Source organism: Phenylobacterium sp. J426 (genome assembly GCF_024699945.1).
GTDB lineage: Bacteria > Pseudomonadota > Alphaproteobacteria > Caulobacterales > Caulobacteraceae > Phenylobacterium.
On sequence record NZ_JAJOMY010000001.1, the window covers coordinates 1,137,406 to 1,151,722 of the forward strand.

The following is a 14,317-nucleotide window of genomic DNA, read 5'->3' on the forward strand; positions in this document are numbered from 1 at the left end:
GGCTAGGCGAACTCCGGTTCCGGCCCCACGTAGCGCGCACGGGGCCGGATCAGGGCGTCCGACTGGCCCTGCTCGATGGCGTGGGCGATCCAGCCCGCGCAGCGGGCGACGCTGAACAGCGCAAACGGCGCATCGTTGGGCAGCCTTAGGGCTTCGCACGCCGCCATTAGCGCGAAGTCGATGTTGGCCGGCAGGCCCGCGACCTCCATCGCCGCTCGCTGCAGATCGGCGAGCGGTTTGGGCATATTGAAGCGCTCCAACAAGGCCGACGCCCGCGGGTCGCCGTCCGGGTAGAGCGGGTGGCCGAAACCCGGCAGGGCGCGGTCGTCCTGCAGCCGGCGGCGGATCGCCTCCGCGGGACCCGCCTGAGCCGCCTCGGCGGCGAAGGTCCGCACCGCCGCCGTTGCGCCGCCGTGGCGAGGCCCGGACAGGGTCGCCAAGCCCGCCAGCGCCGAGGCCGCCAGCGACGCGCCGGTCGACGCCGCCACCCGCGCCGCGAAAGCCGAGGCGTTCAGCTCGTGATCGGCGACCAGGACGAGGATCCGCCGGATCACATCCGCGCCTGCGCCACCGGGCGCATGGCCCCAGGCCAGCGCCAGCCGATTGTGGATCGCGCCCGCGCCGACATCGCGGGCCACCGCATCCGTCAGCACGTCCATCAGCGTCGCCGCCTCGACGGCCAGCGCTAGCGGAGCCCGTCCGCGCGCGGGCGGATCGACGGCGGCGCGGGCGGCCAACGCCGCATACGCCCGCATTCGCATGTCGACGCCGTCTGGTGGCGGAGGGCGCTCGGTCCGCTTGAGCGCTGCGCCGTGTCCGCCGCGCAGGAGGCGTGCAATCGCCTCCAGCGTTTCCGTCTCGGCCAGCCGGATGGCGTCTCGGCCACGGTAGAAGAGCCGCCCGCCGGCCACCGTCGTGATCTCCGACGCCAGCACCGGCTCGCCCCAATGGATCGCCCCGGCCGCCACGTCGGACAGCCGGCGACTGCGCGACTTGCGCTCCGCCAAGGCCGCGATGTCCGCCGCCCGGTAGAGCCTGCGCCGTGGGTCCTTCGGGTCGACGCGCACCTGGACGCGGCCGCGGCTCACGTAGGCGTAGAGCGTCTGCGGCCGCACCCCCAAACGCATCAGCGCGTCGTCGGCGGCGATCCAGTCAGGTCGGAGCATATATTGATTAGGTTGATCAAGATTGACCCGAAGAGGATCAGCCCAGATCTGTCGTCCGGCAAGAGCTTAGGAGCTTCACATGTCGGACGGACTTGAAGGCGTCGTCGCCGCACACACGGTGCTCTCGGAGGTAGACGGCCAAGCCGGTCGTCTGATCATCCGCGGCCGCTCGCTGGACGAACTCGCCGGGCGGACGAGCTTCGAGGATCTCGTCGGTCTGCTGTTCGGCGGCTTCTACCCTGACCTGCCGACCGATATCCGCGCCGCACTCGGGCGCGCGCGGATCGAGGTCTTCGGAGAGGTCGCGGCGCTCGACACCGGCTTGCTGGACCGCACGCCGATCGAGGCCATGCGGGCCTTGACCGCCCGCCTCGCTGACGGCGACGACGCCGCCACCGCGTTCCGGCTGCTGGCCGCACCGGCGGTGTTCACGGCCGCCGTGGTCCGCGCCCAGGCCGGCGAGGCGCCGGTCGCACCCAACGCCGAGCTGCGCCACGCAGCCGACGCCCTGCGCATGCTCCGGGGCACGCCGGCGACGGAGGCGGAGGCCGATGCGCTGGACACCTACCTCGTCACCGTCAGCGACCACGGCCTCAACGCCTCGACCTTCGCCGCCCGCGTGGTGGCCTCCACCCGCGCCGGTCTGACCTCGGCCGTGCTTGCTGGCATCAGCGCACTCAAGGGCCCGCTGCACGGCGGGGCTCCTGGGCCCGTGATCGAAATGCTGGACGAAATCGGTGAGCCTGCGCACGCCCGGGTGTGGATCGAGGCGGCGCTGGCCCGCGGCGACCGGCTGATGGGCTTCGGCCACCGCATCTATCGGGTCCGCGATCCCCGCGCGGACGCCCTCAAGCAAGCCGTCCGCTGGCTCGACGCACGTCAAGGTCGGATTGAGTTCGCCGAGGCCGTCGAGGCGGCCGCGCTGGCCATCCTGCGCGAGAAGAAGCCGGACCGGGCGCTGGAGACCAACGTCGAGTTCTACACGGCGCTCCTGCTCGAGGCCCTGCAGTTCCCACCGAGCGCGTTCACGTGCGTCTTCGCCATGGGCCGCGTCGCCGGCTGGCTGGCGCATGCCCGCGAACAGCTCGCCGGCGGCCGCATCATCCGCCCGCAATCGGTCTACGTGGGCCCGCAGCCGAAGCAGGCGGCCTGAGAGCGAAGGGCCGCGCGACCTTCGCCGCGCGGCCCTTCGTCAGCTCTTTGCCTGACTTTAGACGTCCAGCAGCAGGCGCTGCGGGTCTTCGATGGCTTCCTTGACGTGGACCAGGAAGGTCACAGCGCCCTTTCCGTCGACGATCCGGTGATCGTAGCTCAGCGCGAGATACATCATCGGCCGCGCCACGATCTGGCCGTTCACGACCATCGGGCGCTCCTGGATCTTGTGCATGCCCAGGATGCCCGACTGGGGCGCATTCAGGATCGGCGTCGACATCAGCGAGCCGTACACGCCGCCGTTCGAGATGGTGAAGGTGCCGCCCTGCAGGTCTTCGAGCGCCAGCTGGCCGTCGCGGGCCTTCTTGCCCAGCGCGCCGATCTCCTTCTCGATCTCGGCGAGGCTCATCAGGTCGGCGTCACGGACGACCGGGGTCACGAGGCCCTTCTCGGTGCCGACGGCGACCGAGATATCGTAGTGGTTCTTGAAGATGATGTCCGTGCCGTCGATCTCGGCGTTGACCTCGGGCACCTGCTTCAGGCCGTGGATCACCGCGCGCACGAAGAAGCTCATGAAACCCAGCTTCACGCCGTGCTTCTTCTCGAACTGATCCTTGTAGGAATTCCGCAGCGCCATGACGTTGGTCATGTCCACCTCGTTGAAGGTGGTGAGCATGGCCGCTGCGTTCTGGGCCTCCTTCAGCCGGCGCGCGATCGTCTGGCGCAGGCGGGTCATCTTCACGCGCTCTTCGCGCTCGTGGAGTTCCCGCGGCGCGGACGGCGCGGTGGGCGCGGCCGGAGCCTTGGCGCGGTTCTCGAGCGCGGCCAGGGCGTCGGCCTTGGTCACGCGGCCGTCCTTGCCGGTGCCGGAGATCGACGCAGCATCCAGCTTGTTCTCGCCGACGATGCGCTGGGCCGAGGGCGCCAGCACCTTCTCGGCTTTCGGGGCCGAGGTGTCGGGGATCGGAGCCGAGGTCGGCGGGGCCTTGCCGGGCGTGGGCTCCGGCTGCAGCTCGCCGGCCGGGACAGGCGTCGGCGTGGAGGTCGGCGCGGCGGCGGGCGGCGCCTTAGGAGCGGCGGCCGCCGCGCCCTCGGTGATCTTGCCCAGCACCGCGCCGGGCTCGACCGTCGCGCCTTCCGGCGCGGTGATCTCGCCCAGCACGCCGTCCGATGGCGCAGCCACTTCCAGGCTCACCTTGTCCGTCTCGAGCTCGACCAGGATCTCGTCCTTGCGAACCGCATCGCCGGCCTTCTTGGTCCAGCGCGCCACCGTGGCTTCGGTGACGGACTCGCCCAGCGCCGGGGTCATGATGTCGGCCATTTTCGGGATCGCTCCTTAGATCTCGGACACAAACAAAGTCGGTTGGCAGTGCTTTACGCGAAGGCTTCCGTAAGGAAAGCCTCCAGTTCCTTCAGGTGGCGGCTCATCAGGCCGGCGGCCGTCGACGCCGAGGCCGGACGGCCGACGTAACGCGCGCGCTTGGACTTCACGTTCATCCGCTCCAGCGTCAGCTCCAGCCACGGGTCCACGAACTGCCAGCCGCCCATGTTCTTGGGCTCCTCCTGGCACCAGACCAGTTCGGCGTTCTTGAACCGCTTGAGCTCGTTGGTGAGCGACTTCAGCGGCCAAGGGTAGAACTGCTCGAGGCGCAGGATGTAGATGTCGTCGCGGCCGGTCTTGGCCCGCTGCTCCACCAGGTCGAAGTAGACCTTGCCCGAGCAGACGATGACACGGCTGATCTTGTCGTCCGCCTGGAGCCTGATGCCGCCCACGTCGCAGCCGGCCTCGGCCCCGTCGATCATCACCCGGTGGAAGCCGGTGCCCTCAGCCATGTCGGTGAGGTTGGAGACCGCCCGCTTGTGGCGCAGCAGGCTCTTCGGCGACATGACGATCAGCGGCTTGCGGAAGTCGCGCAGCAGCTGCCGGCGCAGCACGTGGAAGTAGTTGGCCGGGGTGGTGCAGTTCACCACCTGCATGTTGTCTTCGGCGCAGAGCTGCAGGAAGCGCTCCAGGCGGGCGGACGAGTGCTCCGGCCCCTGGCCCTCGTACCCGTGCGGCAGCAGCATGACGAGGCCGCTCATCCGCAGCCACTTGCGTTCGCCCGAGCTGATGAACTGGTCGATCACCACCTGGGCGCCGTTCACGAAGTCGCCGAACTGGGCTTCCCACAGGGTCAGCGTGTCGGGATCCGTCAGCGAGAAGCCGTACTCGAAGCCGAGCACCGCCTCTTCCGAGAGCGCCGAATCCAGCACCTCGAAGTGCGCCTGTCCCGGGCCGAGGTTGCGGAGCGGGAAGTAGACCTCCTCGCTCTTCTGGTCGATGACGCCGGCGTGGCGATGACTGAAGGTGCCGCGCACGCTGTCCTGCCCCGACAGGCGGACCGGATAGCCCTGGTCCAGCAGGGTGGCGAAGGCCAGGTGCTCGGCGGTGGCCCAGTCGATGCCAGAGCCGCTCTCGATCGCCTCGCGACGGCCTCCGATGACGCGCTCGACCGTCTTGTGAACGCTAACCCGCTCCGGGATCGAGGTGATCTTGCGCCCGAGGTCCAGCAGCTTCTGCTTCGGCACGCCCGTGGCGTACTTCTCCTCGCCGGAGGGCTTGCGTCCCGACCACTTGCCGTCCAGCCAATCGGCCTTGTTCGGCTTGTAGGTCTTGCCGGCCTCGAATTCGGCGTCGAGGAACTGGTCGAACTCCGACACCCAGCCGTCGATCTCGGCCTGGCTCGCCACGCCCTCGGCCACCAGCCGCTGGGCGTACAGGTCACGGACCGACGGGTGGCCCTTGATCTTCGCGTACATCAGCGGCTGGGTCATCGTGGGGTCGTCCCCCTCGTTGTGACCGAACCGCCGGTAGCAGAACATGTCGACGACCACGTCCTTGCCGAACAGCTGGCGGTATTCCGTGGCCACCTTGGCCGCGAACGTCACCGCTTCGGGATCATCGCCGTTCACGTGGAAGATCGGCGCCTCGACCATCAGCGCCACGTCGGACGGGTAGGGCGAGGATCGCGAATTCTTGGGGCTGGTGGTGAATCCGATTTGGTTGTTCACCACGAAGTGCATGGTGCCGCCGACGCCGTAGCCCTTCAGGCCCGAGAGCGCGAAGCACTCGGCGACCACGCCCTGGCCGGCGAAAGCGGCGTCGCCGTGCAGCAGCAGCGGCAGGACATGGCTGCGGCCGGCGTCCTGCTGCTCGCGCAGCGTGAACGCCTGCTTGGCGCGCGCCTTGCCGATGACGACCGGATTGACGATCTCGAGGTGCGACGGGTTGGCGGTCAGCGACAGGTGGACGCTGTTGCCGTCGAACTCGCGGTCCGACGAGGCGCCCAGGTGGTACTTCACGTCGCCCGAGCCCTCGATGTCCGAGGGCACCGACGAGCCGCCCTGGAACTCGTGGAAGATCACGTGATAGGGCTTGCCCATCACGGCGGCCAGCACGTTCAGGCGGCCGCGGTGCGGCATGCCGACGATGAGATCCTTCACACCCATCGCGCCGCCGCGCTTGATGATCTGCTCCAGCGCCGGAACCATGGCCTCGCCGCCGTCCAGGCCGAAGCGCTTGGTCCCGGGGAACCGACGGTGCAGGAAGGCCTCGAAACCCTGGGCCTCGATCAGCTTCTTCAGGATGGCGATCTTGCCTTCCTTGGTGAAGGCGATTTCCTTGTCGCGCCCTTCGATCCGCTCCTGCAGCCAGGCCTTTTCCTTCGGATCGGAGATGTGCATGTACTGCACGCCGACGTTGCCGCAGTAGGTGCGACGCAGGATCTCGATGATCTCACGCAGCGTCGCCGTCTCGAGGCCCAGCACGTAGTCGAGGAAGATCGGCCGGTCGAAATCCGCCTCGGCGAAGCCGTAGCTGGCAGGATCGAGCTCGGAAGCGTCGCCTGGCGTCGTGGCGATCTGCAGCGGGTCGAGGTTGGCCTTCAGGTGGCCGCGCATCCGGTAGGCCCGGATCATCATGATGGCGCGCAGCGAATCCAGCGTCGCCGCGCGCACTTCGTCCTGGCTTGCAGCCGGCTTCTTGTCCGCAATGGCCTTGCCGACCTTCGCCTCGACCGCCGGCCAGAGGCCGTCGATCGCCGACAGCCAGTCAGGCCGCGCCTGGGGCGCAGCGGGCTTGGCCCAGGCGGGCTTTCGGGCCGCCGCCTTCACCTCGTCGGCGCGGTCCGCCAGAGACGCGAAGAAGGCGCGCCAGGACGGCTCCACCGACTCCGGGTTCGCCGCCCATTTGGCGTAGAGGTCTTCCACGAACGCGGCATTGCCGCCGTACAGGAAACTCGTCTCGGCCAGGACTTCGTTGATAAGGCCTGCGTCGTCCGCCATCTCGTCTTCGCCTTCCGGGGCAGAGCCGCGGACTTCTGGAGAAGGAGCCTGGCGCGGACCGCCCTACGCTAGAAATATGTGGTTCAGGCGCCCTTCAGCACCTCGACCAGGGTCTCACCGAGCTTCGCCGGCGACGGCGAGACGCGGATGCCCGCGGCTTCCATCGCGGCGATCTTATCCTCTGCGCCACCCTTGCCGCCGGAGATGATCGCGCCCGCGTGGCCCATGCGGCGGCCCGGAGGCGCCGTGCGACCCGCGATGAAGCCGACCATAGGCTTCTTGATCGCTGAATTCTTGATGAACTCCGCGGCGTCTTCCTCGGCCGAACCACCGATTTCGCCGATCATGATGATCGACTCGGTCTCCGGATCCTTCAGGAACATGTCGAGCACGTCGATGAACTCGGTCCCCTTCACGGGGTCGCCGCCGATGCCCACGGCCGTTGTCTGGCCAAGGCCCACCTGGGAGGTCTGGAACACGGCCTCATAGGTAAGCGTGCCGGAGCGCGAGACAACGCCCACCGAGCCCTTCTTGAAGATGTTGCCCGGCATGATGCCGATCTTGCACTCGCCAGGCGTCAGCACGCCGGGACAGTTCGGACCGATCAGACGCGACTTCGAGCCCGACAGCGCCCGCTTCACCTTGATCATGTCGGCCACCGGGATGCCCTCGGTGATGCAGATGATCAGCGGCACTTCCGCGTCGATCGCTTCCAGGATCGAGTCCGCCGCGAACGGCGGCGGCACATAGATCACCGAGGCGTCGGCGCCGGTCTGCTTCACTGCCTCTTCGACGGTATCGTACACCGGCAGGCCGATGTGCGTCTGGCCGCCTTTGCCGGGGGTCACGCCGCCGACCATCTTGGTGCCATAGGCGATGGCCTGTTCCGTGTGGAAGGTGCCCTGGCTGCCGGTGATGCCCTGGCAGATGACGCGGGTGTCTTTGTTGATCAGGATCGACATGTCTTAAGCAGCGCCCCGCACAGCCTGGACGATCTTCTCGGCGCCGTCCGAGAGGTCGTTCGCGGCGATGACGTTCAAGCCGCTCTCATTGATGATCTTCTTGCCCAGGTCGACGTTGGTGCCCTCCAGACGGACGACCAGCGGCACCTTCAGCCCCACTTCCTTCACCGCCTCGACAACGCCTTCGGCGATGATGTCGCAGCGCATGATGCCGCCGAAGATGTTCACCAGGATGCCCTTCACGTTCGGGTCCGCGGTGATGATCTTGAAGGCCGCCGTCACCTTCTCCTTCGAGGCGCCGCCACCCACGTCCAGGAAGTTGGCGGGCTCGGCGCCGTAGAGCTTGATGATGTCCATGGTGGCCATGGCCAGGCCGGCGCCATTGACCATGCAGCCGATCTCGCCGTCGAGCGCGATGTAGCTGAGGTCGTACTTGGAGGCCTCGATCTCCTTCGGGTCCTCCTCGCTCTCGTCGCGAAGCTCGACGACATCCTTGTGACGGAAGAGCGCGTTCGAGTCGAAGCTCACCTTGGCGTCGAGCACACGCAGGTGGTCGTCGCCCGTGACGATCAGCGGGTTGATCTCCAGCATCGACATGTCCTTGGCCAGGAACGCCGTGTAGAGCTGGTTCAGCAGCGTCGCCGCTTCCTTCGCCAGGCCGCCGGTCAGGCCGAGCGCCTTGGCCAGCTTCCGGGTGTGGTGCGGGAAGACGCCGGTGGCCGGATCGATCGAGAAGGTGACGATCTTCTCGGGCGTGTCGTGAGCGACTTCCTCGATGTCCATGCCGCCTTCGGTGGACGCCACGACCGAGACCCAGCTCGTTTCGCGGTCGACCAGCAGCGACAGGTAGAATTCCTTGGCGATCTGGGCGCCTTCCTCGATGTAGAGGCGGTTCACCTGCTTGCCGGCGGGGCCCGTCTGGTGCGTCACCAGCACCCGGCCCAGCATCTCGGCGGCATTGGCCTTCACGTCCTCGACGCTCTTGACCACACGCACGCCGCCCTTGGCGTCGGGGCCCAGCCCCTCGAACTTGCCTTTGCCGCGCCCGCCGGCGTGGATCTGCGACTTCACCACGAAGACCGGCCCGCCCAGCTTTTCGGCGGCTTGCACGGCTTCATCGACGGAGAACGCGGGATAGCCGCGCGGGACCGCGACGCCGAACTCTGCGAGGACGGCTTTGGCTTGGTGTTCGTGGATGTTCATGAGGCCTTGGAGCGCTTTTCCAGAGGCTCGCCGCGGTCGGAGCCGGGGCGAGTGACGGGGCTTATAGGCGCCGCGTCCCACGATGACAACCGCGCGAGGCCCCCTGAACAGCGTTCTCGTGCGCGATGCTCTCCCAGGGTGAGCAAGCCTGCGGCAGACCGATTATCCGAAGAACATCTGCCACATCGTTCGCCCCGGGATGAAGGCGATGAAGAAGTTGATCGCGAAGGCTCCGTAGAACAGACCCATCATGCTGCGGCGGTGCCGGGCGACGTTGTGGCGCTTCGCCGCGAGAACCGCCAGCGGCAGGATGAGCAGGGTCCAGCCGGTGAAGAGGTGCAGCAGCGACCAGGCGCCATCGTTGAGCTCGGTGATGAGCAGGGTGACGCCGGCCGTCACCGAAACCAGCGACACCCAGGTCCAGCCGGCCAAACGGTGGAACGCGCGGCCCTTCCGCGCCGCCATCAGAACGCCGCCGAGCACGAGCGCGGCCAGCGCCGTGATCAGGTGGATCTTGATCGGCGTCGACAGGTCGGCGAACAGCTCAAGATCCGGTGCGTGCGGGCGGGCCCGCCCGACCATCTGGAACACCGCCAACCAGAAAGGGCCAAGCGCCAGCGCCAGGATCAGCGCCACGACGCCCATGCTGAGGGCGAACCAGGGCGCGAAGCCCATCGGCTTGCGGACGGGCTTTCCGAGGGGTTGCGACATGCTCTATCTCCGATGCTCGAGGGCGCTCCACGCGGGCGGCGCCGGCTTCGAACCGGGTGATGACGGGGTGTCGGTGAGGGCGCGACAGGCGATGCGTCGGACAACGGCCAGGCTTCGCGAACGGCCGCGGGTCGCCGTTCACGCTTCGCGAGCGGCGCCGTGAGCGGCTTCTTGCAACGCTTCACGCCCTATGAAGAAGCCCGCGGTTGGCTGCGCGGCTTGGCGGTGGCGGGTGCGTCCGGGCTCTTCCTGACGATCGCCGGCGCGTTCGGCACCATCGACGCCCCGCTCCACGTGCGCTTCGCTTACTGGATGAGCCTCATGCTGCTCGGCTACGGCTGGGGCGCGTTCGTCGCGCGCTGGTTCTTCCGCGGCGGCCGCCGCCGGACGAGCAGCCTCTGGCTGGATGCGGCCCTGGCGGCCCTGTTGATGTCGATTCCGTTCACCGGCGTAGTGGCCGTCGCTTCGGGCCTCATGTTCGGCGCCCGGTTCGACCTCAGCGCGATCCCGGTCCTGTTCATCTCGGTGCTCGCCGTGGCCATCGCCATCACGGTGATCAACATGCTGATCAGATCCCGCCAGGCGGCGAAAGCCGCCGCCGCGCCGGCGCCCCCGAAGTTCCTGGAACGCCTCCCGCTCAAGCTTCGGGGGGCCGAGGTCTGGGCGGTCGAGGCCGAGGACCATTACCTGCGCCTGCACACCTCCAAGGGGCAGGACCTGATCCTGATGCGGCTGGCTGATGCGATCGCCGAACTGGACGGGATCGAGGGACTGCAGGTTCACCGCTCCTGGTGGGTGGCCCGCGACGCCATCACCGACGCCAGGCGCGGCGACGGTCGTGCGACGCTGACGTTGAAGGGGGCCCAAGTGCCCGTCAGCCGCACCTACGCCGGCGTGCTGCGCGAGCGCGGCTGGATCTAGCGCGGCCGCCGGGCCATCCACGCGTCGCGGCTCTGCCCCCAGACGTCGACGGGAACGTTCAGCGGCGGGGGCAACACCGCCTGGCGCAGGATGCGCGAGCCCAATCGCTGCGCCACGCGCTGTGAGTTCACATTGGCGTCTTCGATGGTGTGGATCACCTCGTCCCAGCCCAGGGTGTGGAAGGCCCAATCGATCGCAGCCTCCGCCGCTTCCGGCGCATAGCCTCGGCCCCACCGTCCGCGCACAATCCCCCACCCGACCTCAGTGCCCGGCCAGCCCTCCGGCTGCCACGGTCCGACGCGGCCGACCCACGCGCCGGTCGCCTTCTCGACGACGGAGAACATCGAGAAGCCGCGCACCAGCCACGCTCCGGCCATCGTCGCCATCACACGCCAGGCGCCCGCCCGGGTCTGGACGCCGCCGATCCAGCGCGCCGCTTCCTCGTCCGCGGCGAACGCGGCCCACGGCTCGAAGTCCTCGGGTCTGGGCGCCCGCAGAATGAGGCGTTCTGTCTCAAGCGTCGGTATTGGATTCTCCACGTTTTTGAGCCCTTATCTGGAATCGGGAGAGAGTTCGGGGTGTGGGGCGTCACGCGCGCGGCTGGGGAGCCGCGCCGGTCAGCAAGCTCCTGCCTTCAGCGTCGAGGGACCCGTACCACGCGAGGTCGCCGATGGCGTACGACCAGTTCGAAGACGAAGTGCAGACCGGTCCGGCCCGCCGGGCGGGCGGCGGCGGTCGTCTTGTCGTGGCCGGCGTCGTCTCCGCCTGTGCGCTGGGTGTGGGCTTCGGCCTGTGGGCTCGACCCTCGGCCGCCGAACGTGGCGATGCGCCCCTGCCGCCCAAGCCCGAGCTCGAGATCGAGGCCCCGAACCGCAAGCTGCAGATCGTGCTCGACGACAGCCCGGCCCCCATGGGCCCCCTGCTGGATGTCATGCCGTCCTATGACGCCGGGACCCACGCACCGGCGCCCGCGCCCGAGCTGCTGGCGCCGAAGGGCCCGCGCGCCGGCCTGATGAAGGTGGACGCCGTCGCCGTTCCGGTCGCGGCGGCGCCCGCGGTGATCCCGGCTGTCGTCCCGCCAAGGTCCGAACCCGCTGCGGCCAAGGCGGAGGCCCCGAAGCCCGCGGCCGCCAAGGTCGAGAAGCGCAAGGCCGAGAGGAAGCCGGCAGGTGACCCCGCCAAGGCCGCGGCGGCGAAGAGTTCTGAGGTCAGGAAGGTCGCGAAGACCGAGAAGGTCCAGCCGAAGAAGGCCGCGTCCGCCACCGCCAGCAGGGCGCGGGAGGTCAAGGTCGCCAAGGCCCAGGCCAAGACGCAGAAGGCCGAGCCCAGGGCGCAGAAGGCGGATCCGAACAAGCTGAGCAAGCTGACCAAGGCTGTGCAGACGGCGCCCAAGACCATCAAGGCCAAGGCCGAGGTGGCCGAACGGAAGGCCAGGCGGGAGTTGGAGCTGGCCGAAGGCAAACGAGCGGAGCGGGCGAAAGCCAAGAAGCTCGCCGAACCCAAGGCGAAGGGTGCGGCCGCGAAAGCCAAGCCCCAGGTCGAGAAGGCCGCCGCGCCGAAGAAGCAGGTCACGCCGCGCGGAGAGGGACCGATGCGCGTGGCGCGCAACAACGCCCGGCCGGCCGGTTGCGCCTCGGCCGATCCGGGTGAGGCGCTGGTCTGCGCAGACCCCCGGCTCACCCAGCGAGATCGCCAGCTGCAGCGGGCCTTCCGCAACGCGGAAGCCGCCGGCGTTCCGGCGTCGGCCCTGCAACGGCAGCAGGAGCGCTGGCGCCAGGCCCGCGCCGCCGCCGCCCGAGACGGCTCCTGGGCGGTGGAGGACGTCTATGAGGCTCGTATCGCCGAGTTGAACGACTTGGCCCGGGACGCGCGCGACGACTAGTTCAGAACGACCTTTGCTTTTGCAACGGCGCTCGCCGTCGCGCGCTTTGCATGCCTTGAGGGACGCAGACGACGGACTGCGCGATGACGAGCGAGCACCCGGGCGGGAGCTACAACGGCTTTTCCGGACAGGGATTTTCAAGGCCGGGAGGGCCGGATACCGGCCTCCGGATCGAGCGGCCCGCGGCGAACCATGAGCCGCGCCCCGAGGCTCGGCAGTTCGAGCCCCACGAATACCGCCTGCCGCAGCCGCGGCGCGGGGTCTCCCGCGGCATGCTGCTGGGCGGGGTTGGCGTCGCTCTTGGCCTGGGCCTGCTGTTCGGCGTGTTCGCCAAGCCCGACTTCGGCGCCGGACGGCCGCGATCGCGGGCCGATGCAGCCGGTGACCCGCACGGCCGAAGACACGGTGAGCACGCCGGTCCCGGTCGAAGTCGCGGCCGTCGCACCGACGCCGCCGCCTAAGCCGGCAGGCAAGCTCGATGTTCTGCCGCCTGACCTCGCCCGCGCCGCGGAGGCGAACGCATCGATCGCCGCCGCGCGTGCGCCCGCCCCACGACCTCAGCCTCGGCCGGCGCCGACGCTTGAGGCCCCCGCCCCCGCGCCACGAGAGATCGCGCCGGCTCCCAGGTTCGCGGAAGCGCCGGCTCCCGCCATGGCTCGGCCCAGCTTCGACTGCCGCTACGCCGGCACCCGGGCCGAGCGGATGGTCTGCGGCGACGCCGAACTGGCCCGCCTCGACCGGCAGCTGGATCGCGCCTTCGATCGTGCGGTCTCGTCGGGCATACCGTATCGCGCGTTGCGCGCCGAGCAGGACGACTGGCTGTCGATCCGCGAACAGGCGGCCCGCCGATCACCCGAGGCGGTGGAGAGCATCTACCGGCAACGCATCGCCGAACTGGACGACCTCAGCCGCTAACGAAAAGGCCTCCGGTTCGCACCGGAGGCCTCTGGATCGCCTGAAGCGCTGAGCCTCAGCCCAGCATGTCCTTCACCGTGTCGCGCTCGCCGACCAGCTCGTCGTTGGTGATCGCGATCTTCGACTTGGCGAAGTCGTCCATCTCGTAACTGGTGACGACCTCGTAGGCGCCGGGCGCCGTCGTCTTCACGGGCATGCCGGCCCAGACGCCGTCGGCGAAGCCGTAACGGCCTTCCGACGCGACGGCGACCGAGTGGATCGCGCCGGGGGTCACAAGGTCCCGCACATGGTCGATCAGGGCATTGGCCGCCGAGGCCGCGGAGCTCTGGCCGCGGGCCTCGATAATGGCCGCGCCGCGCTTGCCCACCGTCGGCAGGTATTCGTTCTCCAGCCAGGCCCGGTCGGTGATGACGTCCGTCACCGCCTTGCCGCCGATCTTGGCGTGGGTGAAGTCAGCGAACATCGTCGGGCTGTGGTTGCCGTAGATGAACAGCTCGCTGACATCGTTGATGGAGACGCCCGCCTTCTTGGCCAGCTGTGCGCGGCCGCGGTTCTCGTCCAGGCGAACCATGGCGGTGAAGCGGTCCGGCGTCAGGCGCTTCGCCTGGCTCGCCGCGATCATGCAGTTGGTGTTGCAGGGATTGCCCACCACCGCGACGCGGGCGTCGTCGGCGGCCACCTCGTCGATCGCCCGGCCCTGGGCGATGAAGATCTTGCCGTTGTCCTTCAGGAGGTCAGCGCGCTCCATGCCGGGACCGCGGGGCTTGGAGCCGACCAGCAGGTTCCAGTTCGCGTCCTTGAAGGCGACCTTCGGATCGTCGGTCAGCACCATGTCCTGCAGCAGCGGAAAGGCGCAGTCCTCCAGCTCCATCGCCACGCCCTTCAGCGCCTTCTGCGGACCCTCCGCCGGAATTTCGAGCAGTTGCAGGATGACCGGTTGGTCCTTGCCCAGCATTTCGCCCGAGGCGATGCGGAACAGCAGCGCGTAGCCGATGTTGCCGGCGGCTCCGGTGACGGCGACGCGGATGGGCGGCTTCGAGGCCATGGGGCGGCTCCTTGGAAAGCTGGGAATGTCGGCCGGG

Annotated in this window: 13 protein-coding genes; 4 read left to right on the forward strand and 9 right to left on the reverse strand. The window is 68.8% G+C overall.

What is annotated here, in order from left to right:
• Positions 1-2: 2 nt before the first annotated feature.
• Complete coding sequence (locus LRS10_RS05915; RefSeq protein WP_257836440.1) at positions 3-1,166, reverse strand: citrate synthase; 1,164 nt, start codon at positions 1,164-1,166, stop codon at positions 3-5.
• 79 nt (positions 1,167-1,245) lie between these two features.
• On the opposite strand from LRS10_RS05915, the gene LRS10_RS05920 reads away from it, so the two are divergent.
• Positions 1,246-2,319: a citrate synthase/methylcitrate synthase gene (locus tag LRS10_RS05920; RefSeq protein ID WP_257836441.1), complete on the forward strand. Its 1,074-nt coding sequence runs from the start codon at positions 1,246-1,248 to the stop codon at positions 2,317-2,319.
• Positions 2,320-2,376: 57 nt separating this feature from the next.
• On the opposite strand, the gene odhB is transcribed toward LRS10_RS05920, so the two are convergent.
• The 5 genes from odhB to LRS10_RS05945 form a co-directional block, all read right to left on the reverse strand.
• A complete protein-coding gene (odhB, locus tag LRS10_RS05925; protein WP_257836442.1) occupies positions 2,377-3,639 on the reverse strand; it encodes a 2-oxoglutarate dehydrogenase complex dihydrolipoyllysine-residue succinyltransferase in 1,263 nt (420 codons plus the stop codon).
• 53 nt (positions 3,640-3,692) lie between these two features.
• Complete coding sequence (locus tag LRS10_RS05930) at positions 3,693-6,641, reverse strand: 2-oxoglutarate dehydrogenase E1 component (RefSeq protein ID WP_257836443.1); 2,949 nt, start codon at positions 6,639-6,641, stop codon at positions 3,693-3,695.
• A gap of 83 nt (positions 6,642-6,724) precedes the next feature.
• Positions 6,725-7,603: a succinate--CoA ligase subunit alpha gene (sucD, locus tag LRS10_RS05935; protein ID WP_257836444.1), complete on the reverse strand. Its 879-nt coding sequence runs from the start codon at positions 7,601-7,603 to the stop codon at positions 6,725-6,727.
• Between the two features lie 3 nt (positions 7,604-7,606).
• Positions 7,607-8,806: an ADP-forming succinate--CoA ligase subunit beta gene (sucC, locus tag LRS10_RS05940; protein WP_257836445.1), complete on the reverse strand. Its 1,200-nt coding sequence runs from the start codon at positions 8,804-8,806 to the stop codon at positions 7,607-7,609.
• A gap of 162 nt (positions 8,807-8,968) precedes the next feature.
• Positions 8,969-9,517 carry a DUF2306 domain-containing protein gene (locus LRS10_RS05945; RefSeq protein WP_257836446.1) on the reverse strand — a complete coding sequence of 183 codons (549 nt, stop codon included), beginning with the start codon at positions 9,515-9,517 and terminating at the stop codon, positions 8,969-8,971.
• Between the two features lie 159 nt (positions 9,518-9,676).
• On the opposite strand from LRS10_RS05945, the gene LRS10_RS05950 reads away from it, so the two are divergent.
• A complete protein-coding gene (locus LRS10_RS05950) occupies positions 9,677-10,438 on the forward strand; it encodes a LytTR family DNA-binding domain-containing protein (RefSeq protein ID WP_257836447.1) in 762 nt (253 codons plus the stop codon).
• Here the strand turns inward: LRS10_RS05950 and LRS10_RS05955 are convergent.
• Positions 10,435-10,977, reverse strand: coding sequence for a GNAT family N-acetyltransferase (locus tag LRS10_RS05955; RefSeq protein ID WP_257836448.1), 543 nt, complete (start codon positions 10,975-10,977; stop codon positions 10,435-10,437). The two genes, LRS10_RS05950 and LRS10_RS05955, sit on opposite strands and share 4 nt — an antisense overlap.
• Before the next feature lie 131 nt (positions 10,978-11,108).
• Between LRS10_RS05955 and LRS10_RS05960 the strand changes: the two genes are divergently transcribed.
• Complete coding sequence (locus LRS10_RS05960) at positions 11,109-12,320, forward strand: hypothetical protein (RefSeq protein WP_257836449.1); 1,212 nt, start codon at positions 11,109-11,111, stop codon at positions 12,318-12,320.
• A gap of 137 nt (positions 12,321-12,457) precedes the next feature.
• Here the strand turns inward: LRS10_RS05960 and LRS10_RS05965 are convergent, their stop codons facing one another.
• Positions 12,458-12,793, reverse strand: coding sequence for a hypothetical protein (locus tag LRS10_RS05965; RefSeq protein WP_257836450.1), 336 nt, complete (start codon positions 12,791-12,793; stop codon positions 12,458-12,460).
• Between the two features lie 178 nt (positions 12,794-12,971).
• Between LRS10_RS05965 and LRS10_RS05970 the strand changes: the two genes are divergently transcribed.
• Positions 12,972-13,235 (forward strand): lysozyme inhibitor LprI family protein, encoded by a 264-nt coding sequence (locus LRS10_RS05970; RefSeq protein WP_257836451.1) that lies wholly within the window; start codon positions 12,972-12,974, stop codon positions 13,233-13,235.
• 55 nt (positions 13,236-13,290) lie between these two features.
• Here the strand turns inward: LRS10_RS05970 and LRS10_RS05975 are convergent, their stop codons facing one another.
• A complete protein-coding gene (locus LRS10_RS05975) occupies positions 13,291-14,280 on the reverse strand; it encodes a malate dehydrogenase (RefSeq protein ID WP_257836452.1) in 990 nt (329 codons plus the stop codon).
• Positions 14,281-14,317: the final 37 nt, after the last annotated feature.